This is a genomic window from Micromonospora sp. WMMA2032, assembly GCF_002688545.1.
GTDB classification, from domain to species: Bacteria; Actinomycetota; Actinomycetes; order Mycobacteriales; family Micromonosporaceae; genus Micromonospora; species Micromonospora sediminicola.
Map to the genome: position 1 here is coordinate 5,045,013 of NZ_CP024052.1, position 13,135 is coordinate 5,058,147.

At 75.1% G+C, this 13,135-nt stretch carries 12 protein-coding genes; 7 read left to right on the plus strand and 5 right to left on the minus strand.

Annotation, left to right across the window (positions count from 1 at the left end; all coding sequences use genetic code 11):
- Nucleotides 1–11 precede the first annotated feature (11 nt).
- The 5 genes from CO540_RS23480 to CO540_RS23500 are packed head-to-tail and all read right to left on the minus strand — an operon-like array spanning nucleotide 12 to nucleotide 7,543.
- Nucleotides 12–1,100 carry a uroporphyrinogen-III synthase gene (locus CO540_RS23480; protein ID WP_099163652.1) on the minus strand — a complete coding sequence of 363 codons (1,089 nt, stop codon included), beginning with the start codon at nucleotides 1,098–1,100 and terminating at the stop codon, nucleotides 12–14.
- The gene (gene nirD / locus CO540_RS23485; RefSeq protein WP_091570192.1) at nucleotides 1,100–1,447 is read right to left on the minus strand and encodes a nitrite reductase small subunit NirD; all 348 of its coding nucleotides are present in this window, start codon (nucleotides 1,445–1,447) and stop codon (nucleotides 1,100–1,102) included. Before nirD ends, CO540_RS23480 begins: the two co-directional genes overlap by 1 nt.
- On the minus strand, nucleotides 1,444–3,957 hold the full coding sequence (gene nirB / locus CO540_RS23490; RefSeq protein WP_172967919.1) for a nitrite reductase large subunit NirB: 2,514 nt from the start codon (nucleotides 3,955–3,957) through the stop codon (nucleotides 1,444–1,446). The genes nirD and nirB overlap by 4 nt, the downstream gene beginning before the upstream one ends.
- A complete protein-coding gene (locus CO540_RS23495; protein ID WP_099163654.1) occupies nucleotides 3,954–5,438 on the minus strand; it encodes an FAD-dependent oxidoreductase in 1,485 nt (494 codons plus the stop codon). Before CO540_RS23495 ends, nirB begins: the two co-directional genes overlap by 4 nt.
- Nucleotides 5,435–7,543 carry a molybdopterin oxidoreductase family protein gene (locus tag CO540_RS23500; RefSeq protein WP_099163655.1) on the minus strand — a complete coding sequence of 703 codons (2,109 nt, stop codon included), beginning with the start codon at nucleotides 7,541–7,543 and terminating at the stop codon, nucleotides 5,435–5,437. The genes CO540_RS23495 and CO540_RS23500 overlap by 4 nt, the downstream gene beginning before the upstream one ends.
- Nucleotides 7,544–7,690: 147 nt before the next feature.
- Between CO540_RS23500 and CO540_RS23505 the strand changes: the two genes are divergently transcribed.
- The 7 genes from CO540_RS23505 to glmM all read left to right on the plus strand — a co-directional run bounded on the left by CO540_RS23505 (nucleotide 7,691) and on the right by glmM (nucleotide 13,113).
- Nucleotides 7,691–8,389 carry a class I SAM-dependent methyltransferase gene (locus tag CO540_RS23505; RefSeq protein WP_099163656.1) on the plus strand — a complete coding sequence of 233 codons (699 nt, stop codon included), beginning with the start codon at nucleotides 7,691–7,693 and terminating at the stop codon, nucleotides 8,387–8,389.
- Between the two features lie 74 nt (nucleotides 8,390–8,463).
- Nucleotides 8,464–8,724 (plus strand): DUF6364 family protein, encoded by a 261-nt coding sequence (locus CO540_RS23510; RefSeq protein WP_098747860.1) that lies wholly within the window; start codon nucleotides 8,464–8,466, stop codon nucleotides 8,722–8,724.
- Entirely contained in the window at nucleotides 8,702–9,007 is a 306-nt protein-coding gene (locus CO540_RS23515; protein ID WP_172967920.1) for a hypothetical protein, read from the plus strand. Before CO540_RS23510 ends, CO540_RS23515 begins: the two co-directional genes overlap by 23 nt.
- A 122-nt stretch (nucleotides 9,008–9,129) precedes the next feature.
- Nucleotides 9,130–10,509 carry an MFS transporter gene (locus CO540_RS23520; RefSeq protein ID WP_099163657.1) on the plus strand — a complete coding sequence of 460 codons (1,380 nt, stop codon included), beginning with the start codon at nucleotides 9,130–9,132 and terminating at the stop codon, nucleotides 10,507–10,509.
- 209 nt (nucleotides 10,510–10,718) lie between these two features.
- Nucleotides 10,719–11,162, plus strand: a complete 444-nt coding sequence (rplM, locus tag CO540_RS23525; protein WP_091570221.1) for a 50S ribosomal protein L13 — start codon at nucleotides 10,719–10,721, stop codon at nucleotides 11,160–11,162.
- Between the two features lie 20 nt (nucleotides 11,163–11,182).
- Nucleotides 11,183–11,647: a 30S ribosomal protein S9 gene (gene rpsI, locus CO540_RS23530; protein WP_088998399.1), complete on the plus strand. Its 465-nt coding sequence runs from the start codon at nucleotides 11,183–11,185 to the stop codon at nucleotides 11,645–11,647.
- A gap of 110 nt (nucleotides 11,648–11,757) precedes the next feature.
- Nucleotides 11,758–13,113, plus strand: coding sequence for a phosphoglucosamine mutase (gene glmM / locus CO540_RS23535; protein WP_099163658.1), 1,356 nt, complete (start codon nucleotides 11,758–11,760; stop codon nucleotides 13,111–13,113).
- Nucleotides 13,114–13,135 lie beyond the last annotated feature (22 nt).

A 13,135-nucleotide genomic window follows, 5' to 3' on the forward strand; every position in this document is an offset into this window, starting at 1 on the left:
CCGCCTGCGGGTCAGTCGACCCGCAGGCGGTAGCCGCGCTTGACCACTGTCTGCACCACGCGGGGGGCCTTCAGGCCGACCCGCAGGCGGGCGACCGCCATCTCCACCGCGTGCTCGTCGGCGCCGCGCGGCAGCGTGCGCAGCAGCGCGGTGCGCGACAGCACCTTCCCGGGCGACGCCGCGAGCGCCCGCAGCACCGCCATCGGAGCCGGCGCCAGCGGGCGCAGCTCCCCGTCGACCACCGCGGCGTGTCCGCGCAGCGTGAGCACGTGCCCGGCGGCCTTCACCGAGACGGTACGCCGGGGCAGCTCCTCGACGATCGTGCGCACCAGGGCACCCAGCCGGGCCCGGCTCGGCGCGCTCACCGGCACCCCCCGCCGCACCAGCGGCTCGGCGGTGACCGTGCCGACGCATCCGGCCAGCACGTCGCCGCGCAGCGCCTCCAGCACCGTCTCGGCGCGGTCCCCGGCCGCCCGCAGCAGGGCCTCGGCCGCCGGCGCGGAGGTGAACGTGACGGCGTCGACCAGCCGTCCCGCGACCAGGTCGATGAGCCGGTGCAACGGCGCCGGGTCGGCCGGCGGCGCCCAGCGGTAGACCGGCACCTCGATCACCGTCGCCCCGGCCGTGACCAGCGCCTCGGTGCACTCCGGCTGCCGGTCACCGTGCAGTTGCAGCGCCACCACCTGGCCGGCGACGCCACGCCGGACCAGGTGCTCGACCACCTCGTCGCAGCTCTCCGACGCGGGCGACCAGTGCTCGCGCAGCCCGGCGGCACGGATCGCCCCGGTCGCCTTGGGTCCGCGGGACACCACGTATGCGCGGGCGAGGGCGGCGCGCAGCGGCTCGGCCAGCCCCCACCCCTCGGCGGCCTCCAACCAGCCCCGCATCCCGATGCCCGTGTTGGCCATCAGTACGTCCGGCGGGTGCGCCAGGCAGGCCCGGGTGGCCTCGCGCAGGTCGGTGTCGTCGGCGAGCGGCACGATCCGCAGCGCCGGGGCGAGGACCACCCGCGCTCCGCGCCGCTGGAGCAGGGCGGCCAGCTCGTCGCGGCGCCGGTCCGCGGTGACCCCGATGGTGAAGCCGGCCAGCTCGTCGCGCATCATTCCTCCTGCCGCAACCGCACCTCGACCAGGCCGTCCCGGCAGCGCGCCCGGTGCCGCCGCAGCGTCACCCCGGGCAGGTCCAGGCAGCGCCCGGTGGTGAGGTCGTACACCTGCTTGTGCAGGGGGGAGGCGAGCGTCGGCACCCCGCCCCGGCTGCCGACCAGGCCCCGGGACATCACGTACGCGCCACCGACCGGGTCCAGGTTGTCCACCGCGAACAGCCCGGCGGCGGTGCGGAAGAGCGCGACCTGCACGCCGTCGACGAGCGCGGCGACGCCCCGGTCGAGGTCGAGCCGGTCCGGCGGGCAGACCGGCGTCCAGCCGAGCGTCACGGTCGGGCTCATCGCCGCACCTCCGGCAGGCCCAGCACGACCGGTTGCCGGTGGCCGCCCGGCGGCGCGCCCCGGGCCGGCACCGGCTGGCCGCGTTCGACCGCGAAGGTGATGGACGGGTCGGGCACGTCCGGCGCGTTGACGAACGAGGTGAAGCGGCGCAGCCGGTCCGGGTCCTCCAGCACGTCCCGCCACTCGTCGGAGTAGCCGGCGACGTGCCGGGCCATGGCCGCGTCGAGGTCGGCGCAGAGGCCCAGCGAGTCGTCCACGAGCACCGACCGGAGGTGGTCGAGGCCGCCGTCCATGGCCTCGATCCAGGCGGCGGTGCGCTGCAACCGGTCGGCGGTGCGGACGTAGTACATGAGGAACCGGTCGATCAGCGTGACCAGCTCCCCGGTGCCCAGGTCGGTGGCGAACAGGTCGGCGTGCCGGGGTCGGAAGCCGCCGTTGCCGCCGACGTAGAGGTTCCAGCCGGTTTCGGTGGCGATCACGCCGAAGTCCTTGCTCCGCGCCTCGGCGCACTCGCGGGCGCAGCCGGAGACCGCCGACTTGAGCTTGTGCGGGGCGCGCAGGCCCCGGTAGCGCAGCTCCAGCGCGACGGCCAGCCCGACCGAGTCCTGCACCCCGTACCGGCACCAGGTATCGCCGACGCAGGACTTCACCGTGCGCAGCGCCTTGCCGTACGCGTGGCCCGACTCGAAGCCGGCGTCGACCAGCCGGCGCCAGATCTGCGGCAGCTGGTCGACCCGCGCGCCGAACAGGTCGATCCGTTGCCCTCCGGTGATCTTGGTGTAGAGCCGGAAGTCCCGGGCCACCTCGCCGATCGCGATGAGCTTCTCCGGGGTGATCTCGCCACCGGGTATCCGGGGCACCACCGAGTAGCTGCCGTCGCGTTGCAGGTTGGCCAGGAAGTGGTCGTTGGTGTCCTGGAGCGACGCCGCCTCGCCGTCGAGCACGTGGCCGGTGCCGAGGGAGGCCAGGATGGAGGCCACCACCGGCTTGCAGATGTCGCAGCCGCGCCCGCGCCCGTGCTCGGCGACGAGCCGGGAGAACGTGCGGATGCCGCGCACCCGGATGAGGTCGAACAGCTCCTGCCGGGTGAGGTCGAAGTGCTCGCAGAGCGCGCGGGACTGGCGTACCCCGGCGGCGTCCAGCAGCTGCTTGAGCATCGGCACGCAGGAGCCGCAGCTGGTGCCCGCCCGGGTGCACGCCTTCAGCGCCGGCACGTCGGTGGCCCCACCGGCGATCGCCGCGTCCAAATCGGCCCGGGTGACCGCGTTGCAGGAGCAGACCTGGGCGGCGGCGGGCAGCGCGCCGGCGCCCGCGCCGCCGGCGGGCGCGAGCAGCGCCAACGGGGGAGCGGGCAGCGGCCCGCCGACGCTCGCCCGCAAGGTCGGGTAGGCGCTCGCGTCCCCGACCAGCACGCCGCCGAGCAGCGTCCGCGCGTCGTCGGAGAGGACCAGCTTCGCGTACGAGCGGGTGGCCGGGTCGGTGAACGTCACGTCGAGGCAGCCGGGGGTGACCCCGTGCGCGTCGCCGAACGACGCCACGTCCACGCCGAGCAGCTTGAGCTTGGTCGCGGTGTCCGCGCCGGGGAACGTGGCCGCCCCGCCGAGCAGCCGGTCCGCGACCACCTCGGCGGTCGCGTAGCCGGGCGCGACCAGGCCGTGACAGACGCCGTCCACCGCCGCGCACTCGCCGACCGCCCAGATCCGCTCGTCGGCGGTCCGGCAGGCCGCGTCGACCAGCACGCCGCCGCGCGGGCCGACCGGCAACCCGGCCGCCCGGACCAGCTCGTCCCGGGGCCGGATCCCGGCGGCCACCACCACCAGCTCCGCGTCGACCGTGCGGCCGTCCGCGAGCGACAGCGCGGCCACCGTGCCGTCCGGCCCGGGCCGCAGCGCCGTGGTGGCCACCCCGAGGTACGACGTGACGCCCAGCTCCTCGACGTACCGCCGGAGCATGGCGCCGCCCGCCTCGTCCACCTGCACCGGCATCAGCCGGGGCGCGAACTCGACCACGCTGGTGGCGAGCCCGAGCAGCCGCAGCGCGTTGGCCGCCTCCAGGCCGAGCAGGCCGCCACCGATCACCGCGCCGGTCCGCCGGCCCCGGGCGTGCTCCCGGATCGCGGTCAGGTCGTCCAGCGTCCGGTAGACGAAGACCCCCGGCAGGTCCGTGCCGTCGACCGGCGGGACGAAGGGGTACGACCCGGTGGCCAGCACCAGCGCGTCGTAGGGGTGCTCACCGTCCGCCGTCGTCACCACCCGCCGGGCCCGGTCGACGCCGGTGACCGGTTCGCCCAGCCGCAGCTCCACCCCGTCGTCGGGGGTGTGCAGGCTCAGCTCGTCCGCGTCCACCCCGTCGAAGAGGGCGGAGAGCCGCACCCGGTCGTACGCCGGACGGCGCTCCTCGGCGAGCACCGTGACCCGCCACCGCCCGTCCCGGTCGCGGGCCCGCAGCGCCTCGACGAAGCGCTGCCCGACCATGCCGTTGCCGACGACCACCAGCCGCTCGCTCATCACACCTCCACCGCCTCGCGGTTCGCATCCGGGTCGCGTACCTCGTCGGTTGTGGGCGGGTCCGCCTCGGCGAGCCACTCGACGATGCCGGCGACCGCCTCCCGGCAGCCGCCGCAGCCGGTGGCGGCGCGGGTCGCGGCGGACAGCGCCGCGACGGTGCGCGCGCCCGCGCGCCAGCAGGCGACCAGCGCGCCCTTGCTCACGTCGTTGCACCGGCAGACGACGGCGGCGTCCGGCATCAGCGCCGGGGACGCGGCCGGTTCGGCCGGGGCCGCGCCGAACGCGCGGCCGAGCAGCAGCGACCGCCGGTCCGCCGGCACCGGCGCGCCCCGGTCGAAGAGCTGCACCACGGTGCCGACCGCCGGGTTGTCGCCGAGCAGGATCGCGCCGGTCAGTCGCTCGTCGCGGATCCGCAGCCGGGCGTAGGTGCCGCGGGCCGGGTCGGTGAACGTCAGCTCCTCGACCGGCCCGCCCCCGGTCGGGTCGCCGGCCACGTCGCCCATCGCGGCCAGGTCGATGCCGGCGGCCTTGAGCCGGGTCACCACCGGCCGGGGCCGGTAGCGGACCAGCGGGTCGCCGCCGGCCAGCACGTCGGCGACCACCCGCGCCTGTGCCCAGGCCGGCGCGACCAGCCCGGTCGGCGTGCCGTCGTGCTGGGCGCAGTCGCCGATCGCGGAGATGCGCCGGTCGCTCGTCCGCATCCGGTCGTCCACCACCACGCCCCGCTCGACGGTGAGCCCGGCGGCCGCGGCCAGCGCGGTGTCGGGGCGTACGCCGCAGCAGAGGACCAGCAGGTCGGCGGCGAGCGGTCCGGCGTCGCCCAGGTGCAGGCGGACGCCGTCGGCGTCGGCGGTCACCCCGGTGGCGGGGACGCCCAACCGGACCCGGACGCCCAGCGCGGCGAGGGTGTCCGCGAGGACCGCCCCGGCCGGGGGGTCGAGCTGGCGTTCCATCAGGTGGCCGACCGGGTGGACCACGGTCACGGCGAGGCCCCGGGCGGCGAGCCCGCGGGCCGCCTCCAGCCCGAGCAGCCCGCCGCCGAGCACCAGGGCGTGGCGCGCGTCCCGGGCGGCGGCGAGGATCCGCCGGCAGTCGGCCAGCGTGCGGAACGGGACGACCCGGTCCGGCAGTGGGTCGAGCCCGGGCAGCGGCGGCACCACGGACCGGCTGCCGGTGGCGAGCACCAGGTGGTCGTAGCCGTGCCGGGCGCCGTCGGCGGTGCGCACCTCCCGGGCGGCCCGGTCGATCGCGGTGACCGGCGCGCCGGTCCGCACGTCCACGCCCGGGCCGACGGCCTCGACCAGTTCCAGGTCCGGCTCGTCGATCCGGCCGGCGAGCAGGGTGGAGAGCATGATCCGGTTGTACGCGCGGTGCGGCTCCGCCCCGAGCACGGTGACCCGGTGGTCGCCGTCGCACGCGTGCAGCTCGGCGGCGAGGCGGGCCCCGGCCATGCCGTACCCGACGACCACGATCCGGGCGGTCATGCCGGCTCCACCCGGACCGCGCAGATCTTGAACTCGGGCATCCCGGAGACCGGGTCGAGCGCGTCGTTGGTGACCGAGTTGGCCCGGGCCGCGCCGGGCCAGTGGAACGGCGCGAAGACGGTGTCCGGCCGGATCGTCGGGGTGAGCCGGGCCGGCGCGCGCAGCTCGCCCCGGCGGGAGACCACGCGGACCGGCGTGCCGTCGGCCACGCCGAGCCGGGCGGCCAGGTCGGGGTGCAGCTCCACGAAGCCGCCGGGGGCGGCCCGGCGCAACGCGGCCACCCGCCTGGTCTGGGTGCCGGACTGGTACTGGGCCAGCACCCGCCCGGTGGTCAGGTGCAGGGGGTAGTCGGCGCAGACCGGCTCGGCGGCCGGGCGGTGGGCCACCGGGTGGAACCGGGCGCGGCCGTCCGGGGTGGGGAACCGGTCGGTGAAGAGCCGGGGGTGGTCCGGCCCGTCGGGGTCCGGGCAGGGCCAGAAGACGCCGGTGTCGGCGTCGATCCGGTCCCAGGTGATCCCGGCGTAGTCGGCCGGGCCGCCGGCCGAGGCCCGGCGCAGTTCCTCGAACACCTCGCGCGGATCGCTCGGCAGCGGTGTCGGGCCGGGCAGCCGGTCGGCGAGCGCGGCGAGGATCTCCAGGTCGCTGCGGACGCCGGCGGGCGGTTCCCGCAGCGCGCGGCGGCGCAGCACCCGACCCTCCAGGTTGGTCATCGTGCCGTCCTCCTCGGCCCACTGGGTCACCGGCAGCACCACGTCGGCCAACTCGGCCGTCTCCGAGCGGAGCAGGTCGGCGACCACGAGCAGGTCCAGGTCGCGGAGCCGGGCCTCGATCCGGGCCGCGCGCGGGGCGGAGACGACCGGGTTGGACCCGAAGACCAGCAACGCCCTCGGCCCGGCCGGGGTGCCGAGCGAGTCGAGCAGTTGGTAGGCCGGCACGCCCGGCCCCGGCAGCGTGGCCGGGTCGACGCCCCACACCCGGGCCACGTGCTCCCGGGCCGCCGGGTCGTCGATCCGCCGGTAGCCGGGGAGCTGGTCGGCCTTCTGCCCGTGTTCCCGTCCGCCCTGCCCGTTGCCCTGCCCGGTCAGGCAGCCGTAGCCGGAGCCGGGACGCCCGGGCAGGCCCAGGGCGAGCGCCAGATTGACGAAGGCGGTGACCGTGTCGACGCCCTTGGCGTGCTGCTCGGCGCCCCGGGCGGTGAGGACGATCGCCCGGTCCACCGTGGCCAGTGCGCGGGCAGTCGTCTCCAGGTCGGCCGCCGGCACCCCGCTGAGGCGCTCCACCTCCGCCGGCCAGTAACCGGCCACGGTCCGCCGGACCTCGTCGAAACCGGTGGTCCGGGCCGCCACGTACGCCCGGTCGACGAGGCCCTCGGTGAGCGCGACGTGCAGCAGCGCGTTCGCCACCGCCAGGTCCGTTCCGGGCAGCGGTTGCAGGTGCAGGTCGGCCTGGCGGGCGGTGGCGGTGGCCCGGGGGTCGACCACGATCAGCCGCCCGCCGCGCTCCCGCAGCTCGGTGACGTGCCGCATGAGCGGCGGCATGGTCTCGGCCGGGTTCGCGCCGACCAGCAGCAGCGTGTCCGCCCGGCCGAGGTCGGCGAGCGGGAACGGCAGCCCCCGGTCGACGCCGAAGGCGCGGTTGCCGGCGGCGGCGGCCGACGACATGCACCAGCGTCCGTTGTAGTCGATGTGCCGGGTGCGCAGCGTGACCCGGGCGAAGCGGCCCAGCGCGTACGCCTTCTCGTTGGTCAGCCCGCCGCCGCCGAAGACCGCGACCGCGTCCGGCCCGTGCCGGTCCCGGACCGCGCCCAGCCCGGCGACGATCCGGTCCAGCGCCTCGTCCCACCCGGCCGGGCGCAGCGCGCCCCCGGGCCGGTCCCGCAGCAGCGGGGTGGTCAGTCGATCCGGGTGGTCGAGCAGCTCGGCGGCGGTCCAGCCCTTCTGGCACAGCCCACCCCGGTTGGTGGGGAAGTCCCGGGGGGCCACCTCGACGCGGTCGCCGGTCGCCCGCAGCACCATGCCGCACTGGAGCGCGCAGTACGGGCAGTGCGTGGCGACCTCCCGGGGGCGTACCCCCGTTCGCGTCGCCGTGCGTGCACCGTCTGTCATGTCGGGAAAGCGTGCCGGCGGGCGGTTTCCGGGCCGGGTCCCTTCTGTTTCGGTCCTGTCAAGAGCGCCTCACACCGCACGGGGCTGACGGGTCGGATCGTCGGGTTTAGAATATGGGAACACTGTTCCATATCCTGGGAGGCGATCGTGAGCGTGACGGACGCGTTCGACGCGGTGGCGGGCACCTACGACCAGGCCCGACGACGGCTGGTGCCGTGCTTCGACGCCTTCTACGGCACCGCCGTCGAGGTGGCCGCGCCACCGTTGCGGGCGGCGCTCGTCGCCGGGCGTACCCCCGAGGTGCTGGACCTCGGCGCGGGCACCGGTTTGCTCTCCCTGCTGCTGGCCGCCGCGGTCCCCGGCGTCCGGCTGACGCTGGTCGACGGCGCACCCGCGATGCTGGCGGTGGCCACCGGCCATCTGGCCGCCCGCGGCGTGCCGCACCGCACGGTCCACGCCGACCTGGGCGACCCCCTGCCCGCGGGCCGGTACGACGCGGTGGTCTCCGCGCTGGCCGTCCACCACCTCGACGACGACGGCAAGCGGGCGCTCTACCGCCGGGCGGCGGACGCCCTCGCGCCGGGCGGGGTGTTCGTCAACGCCGAGCAGGTGGCCGGCCCGACCCCGGCGCTCGACCGGCGCTACGACGAGGTGTGGACGGCGCGGATCACCGAGCGGGGCTCCGACGCCGCCGAGATCGCCGCCGCGCGGCAGCGGATGCGGCACGACCGCCCGGCGACCGTGGCCGAGCAGTGTCGCTGGCTCGCCGAGGCGGGCCTGGTCGACGTGGACTGCTTCTTCAAGGAGTGGCGGTTCGCCGTCTTCGGCGGGCACCGTCCGGGATGAGGTCGGCTGTCCGGTTCGCCGACCGGTGCGCGCGGGGATGACTGGTGGTCATACCAACGGGTAATCTCTCCGGCATGACCGCCAAGGTGACGCTGTCGTTCTCCGACGAGACGATCGAGGAGGCGCGCCGGTTCGCCAAGCGGGAGGGCCTGTCCCTCTCCGCCTGGATGGACCAGGCAGCCCGGGAGAAGGCGCTGCGCGAGGTCTTCACCGCGCACGCCGCCGCCGTCGGCCGTGCCGGCCTGGACCTGGAAGCCGCCGCCCTGGCCGACGCCCAGGAGGCCGCGCTGGTCGACGACGCCCTGTTCGGCGGTGGGCGCCCGCGTGCTGCGTAGGGGAGAGGTCTGGCGCATCTCCGGCGCCCGGGAACGGTTCGGCCTGGTGATCAGCTCCGACGTCTACAACTCCACCGACGTGCCGATCGTGATCGTGGCCGAGGTGGTCGAGGAGTCGCTGCTGCGCGACTCGCCGCTGGCCGTCCGGATGGGCGGCTTCGTGGTGATGCCCGACCGGCTCTCCTCACCGATGAAGAAGTGGTTCAGCGAGTGCGTGGACGTGGCCGACACCGAGACCATGCAGCGGGTCGGCCGGGCGCTGCGCATCCTCCAGGAGCTGTGACCGCCTCACCGCCGCCGCCCGGCGGACGTGCGATCTCCGTTTCCGGACCGACGCGCGCGGGGCACCCCGGGGAAACCGGCCGTTCCTAGCGTCCCCCTCGTCACCGACGAGGAGGAGCCGCCGTGAGCACGCTCGCCACCAGCACCACCACGACCCCGGCGCCGGTCGCCACCGGCCGGCCCGGGCGGATCACCGAATGGCGTCCCGAGGACCCGGCGTTCTGGGCCGCCGGCGGCGCCCGGGTCGCCCGGCGCAACCTGTACGTCTCGATCTTCGCCGAACACGTCGGCTTCTCCGTGTGGAGCCTCTGGTCGGTGGTGGTGCTCTTCCTCGGCCCGGAGTACGGCATCGACCCGGCCGGGAAGTTCCTGCTCACCGCCGTGCCGGCCGCGCTGGGGGCGGTGCTGCGGCTGCCGTACACGCTCGCCGTGGCCCGGTTCGGCGGCCGGAACTGGACCATCGTGAGCGCCCTGCTGCTGCTCGTGCCGGCGGTGCCGATGGCGGTGCTGATCGAGCCCGGCGTGTCGTACGCCACGCTGATGGTGCTGGCGTGCCTGTCCGGGGTCGGCGGCGGCAACTTCGCCTCCTCCATGGCCAACATCAACCTGTTCTTCCCGGACCGGCTCAAGGGCCGGGCGCTGGGGCTCAACGCCGGTGGCGGCAACCTCGGCGTGCCGGCCGTGCAACTCGTCGGGCTGGCGGTGCTGGGCGTCGCGGGCGCCGCGTACCCCCGGCTGGTGCCGGCGGTCTACCTGCCGCTGATCGTGCTCGCCGCGCTGGCCGCGGCCCGCTGGCTGGACAACGTGCCCGGGGCGCGCAACGAGCCGGGCGCGCTGCGGGCGGCGGCCCGGGACCCGCACACCTGGGTGATGTCGCTGCTCTACGTCGGCACGTTCGGCTCGTTCATCGGCTTCGGCTTCGCCTTCGGCCAGGTGCTCCAGCTCCAGTTCCACGACCGGTTCCCCACCCCGGTCGACGCCGCCTGGCTGACCTTCCTCGGGCCGCTGGTCGGCTCGCTGGTCCGGCCGCTCGGCGGCCAGCTCGCCGACCGGCTCGGCGGGGCCCGGGTCACGTTCTGGAACTTCGTGGCGATGGCCGGCGGCGCCGCGCTGGTGCTGTACGCGGCCCGGGACCGGTCCTTCCCGCTCTACCTGGCCGGGTTCCTGGCACTCTTCGTCTTCTCCGGGATCGGCAACGGTTCGACGTACAAGATGATCCCGGCGATCTTCCGGGCCCGGGCGGCGGCCGAGGCGGAGCGGACCGGCGACCCGGAGGCGGCGCGGCGGCGGGCCCGCCGGCTCTCCGGTGCGCTGATCGGCATCGCCGGCGCGGTCGGTGCCTCCGGCGGGGTGCTGGTGAACGTGGCGTTCCGACAGTCGTTCCTGACCTCCGGCACCGCCGACGCCGCCTACTTGGCCTTCATCGGCTGGTACGCGCTCTGCTTCCTGGTGACCTGGGTGGTCTACCTCCGACCCGGGCCGCGTACGCTGGCCGGCGTGTGACCCGCGCCATGGAAAACGCGCAGGCCACGCGTGGTGCGACCCCGTTTTGACCTGCCGCCGGGCGGCCGGGTATCGTTGCCTGCTGTTGTACGACATTCTTAGGCGTGCCGCATCAGGTACGCTTGGTCGTTCGTGCGCGCTGGTTCGACTGGGAAGCCCCGGTTACCTCGGCGCGCGACCCCAGACCGACGACGAGACAAGGTAGACCTGTGCGTACGTACAGCCCGAAGCCGGGTGAGATCGAGCGTCAGTGGCACGTCATCGACGCCTCTGATGTCGTGCTGGGCCGCCTGGCGACCCACGCCGCCACGCTGCTGCGTGGCAAGCACAAGCCGACTTTCGCGCCGCACGTCGACACGGGCGACTTCGTCGTCATCGTGAACGCGGGCAAGGTCGCGCTGACCGGCAACAAGCGCCAGACCAAGGTCGCTTACCGCCACTCCGGTTACCCGGGTGGTCTGAAGCGGGTCGGCTACGACGAGCTGCTCACCAAGCGGCCCGAGCGGGCCATCGAGCTGGCCGTGAAGGGCATGCTCCCGCACAACAAGCTGGGCCGTCAGCTCCTCAAGAAGCTGAAGGTCTACGCCGGTGCCGAGCACCCGCACGGCGCGCAGCAGCCGGCGCCGTTCGAGATCAAGCAGATCGCGCAGTGAGCGCGGGCGAAGGAAGCAGCATGACCGACATCACCGAGACCGAGGTCGCCCCCGAGGCCACCGAGGCGCCGGCGCCCGTCGCGCGCGCGCCCCGCGGTGACCGCCCGATCCAGACCGTGGGTCGGCGCAAGGAAGCCATCGTCCGGGTCCGGATCGTCCCGGGCAGCGGCAAGATCACCTGCAACGGCCGCGACCTCGAGGCCTACTTCCCGAGCAAGGTGCACCAGCAGCTCATCAAGGACCCGCTGGTCACCGCCGAGAAGCCCGAGGCGTTCGACGTGATCGCCAACCTGCGTGGCGGCGGCACCACCGGCCAGGCCGGCGCGCTGCGGCTCGCCATCGCCCGGGCGCTGATCGTCAACGAGCCCGACGACCGCCCGGCCCTGAAGAAGGCCGGCTTCCTGACCCGTGACGCCCGGGTCAAGGAGAGCAAGAAGTACGGCCTCAAGAAGGCCCGTAAGGCTCCCCAGTACTCGAAGCGCTGATCACCACCAGCGACTTGTACTTCTGACGGACGGCCGGGTCCGCCTCCCCTCCCGGGAGGCGGCCCGGCCGTTCCGCGTTTCTCCTCTCAACGGCACGGAGGTTGGCGGGTATGGGCCGGTTGTTCGGCACGGACGGCGTACGCGGGCGGGCGAACGCGGATCTCACCCCGGAGTTGGCGCTCGCGGTCGCGGTGGCCGCGGCTCACACGCTGGCGGAGGCGGACCGGAGCCACCCGCCACTGGCGGTGGTCGGCCGGGACACCCGGGCCAGCGGCGAGATGCTGGAGGCGGCCGTCGTCGCCGGCCTGACCAGCGCCGGCGCGAACGTGGTCCGGGTCGGCGTGCTGCCCACGCCGGCGGTGGCGTTCCTCACCGCCGAGATCAAGGCCGACCTGGGTGTCATGCTCTCCGCCTCGCACAACCCGATGCCGGACAACGGGATCAAGATCTTCGCCGCCGGCGGGCACAAGCTGCCCGACGAGATCGAGACGCGGATCGAGGAGGCGGTGGAGGCCAACGCCACCACCGCCTGGAAGCGCCCCACCGGTGCCGGCGTCGGCCGGGTGAACGACCTGCTCGACGGCGCCGACCACTACGTCCAGCACCTGGTCGGCACCCTGCCGCACCGCCTCGACGGGATCAAGGTCGTGGTCGACTGCGCCAACGGCGCGGCGGCCGACGTCGCCCCGGTCGCCTACCAGGAGGCCGGCGCCGAGGTGATCGCCATCCACGCCGAGCCGGACGGGCTCAACATCAACGACGAGTGCGGCTCCAACCACATCGAGGCGCTGCGCGCCGCCGTGGTCGAGCACGGCGCGCACCTGGGCATCGCCCACGACGGCGACGCCGACCGCTGCGTCGCGGTCACCGCCGACGGCGAGGAGGTCGACGGCGACCAGGTCATGGCGATCCTCGCGCTGGCCATGCGGGACGCCGGCCAGCTGACCCAGGACACCCTGGTCGCCACCGTGATGAGCAACCTCGGCCTGCGGCTGGCCATGTCCGAGCACGGCATCCGGCTGGTCGAGACCAAGGTCGGCGACCGGTACGTGCTGGAGGAGCTGCACGCCTCCGGCCTGGCGCTGGGCGGCGAGCAGAGCGGGCACATCGTGCTGCCCGCGTACGCCACCACCGGCGACGGCGTGCTCACCGGGCTGCACCTGATGGCGCGGATGGCCGCCACCGGCACGTCCCTGGCCGAGCTGGCGTCCGTGGTCACCAAGCTGCCCCAGGTGCTGATCAACGTGCCGGTCGGGGACCGTACCGTCGGCGCCGCCGCGCCGGCCGTCCGCGCCGAGGTCGAGCGGGCCGAGTCCGAGCTGGGCGAGACCGGCCGGGTGCTGCTCCGCCCCTCCGGCACCGAGCCGCTGGTGCGGGTCATGGTGGAGGCGGCCACCGAGGCCACCGCCCGTGAGGTCGCCGAGCGCATCGCCGACCAGGTCCGCACCGCCAGCCCGGTCGCCTGACCGGTCCGGCGGTGCGCGGCCG

Coding starts and splice junctions, on each gene's coding strand:
- CO540_RS23510 (WP_098747860.1), top strand. CDS start 8,464: ATGACCGCCAAGGTGACGCTGTCGTTCTCCGACGAGACGATCGAGGAG.
- CO540_RS23500 (WP_099163655.1), bottom strand. CDS start 7,543: ATGACAGACGGTGCACGCACGGCGACGCGAACGGGGGTACGCCCCCGG.
- nirD (WP_091570192.1), bottom strand. CDS start 1,447: ATGAGCCCGACCGTGACGCTCGGCTGGACGCCGGTCTGCCCGCCGGAC.
- CO540_RS23495 (WP_099163654.1), bottom strand. CDS start 5,438: ATGACCGCCCGGATCGTGGTCGTCGGGTACGGCATGGCCGGGGCCCGC.
- CO540_RS23480 (WP_099163652.1), bottom strand. CDS start 1,100: ATGCGCGACGAGCTGGCCGGCTTCACCATCGGGGTCACCGCGGACCGG.
- glmM (WP_099163658.1), top strand. CDS start 11,758: ATGGGCCGGTTGTTCGGCACGGACGGCGTACGCGGGCGGGCGAACGCG.
- rpsI (WP_088998399.1), top strand. CDS start 11,183: ATGACCGACATCACCGAGACCGAGGTCGCCCCCGAGGCCACCGAGGCG.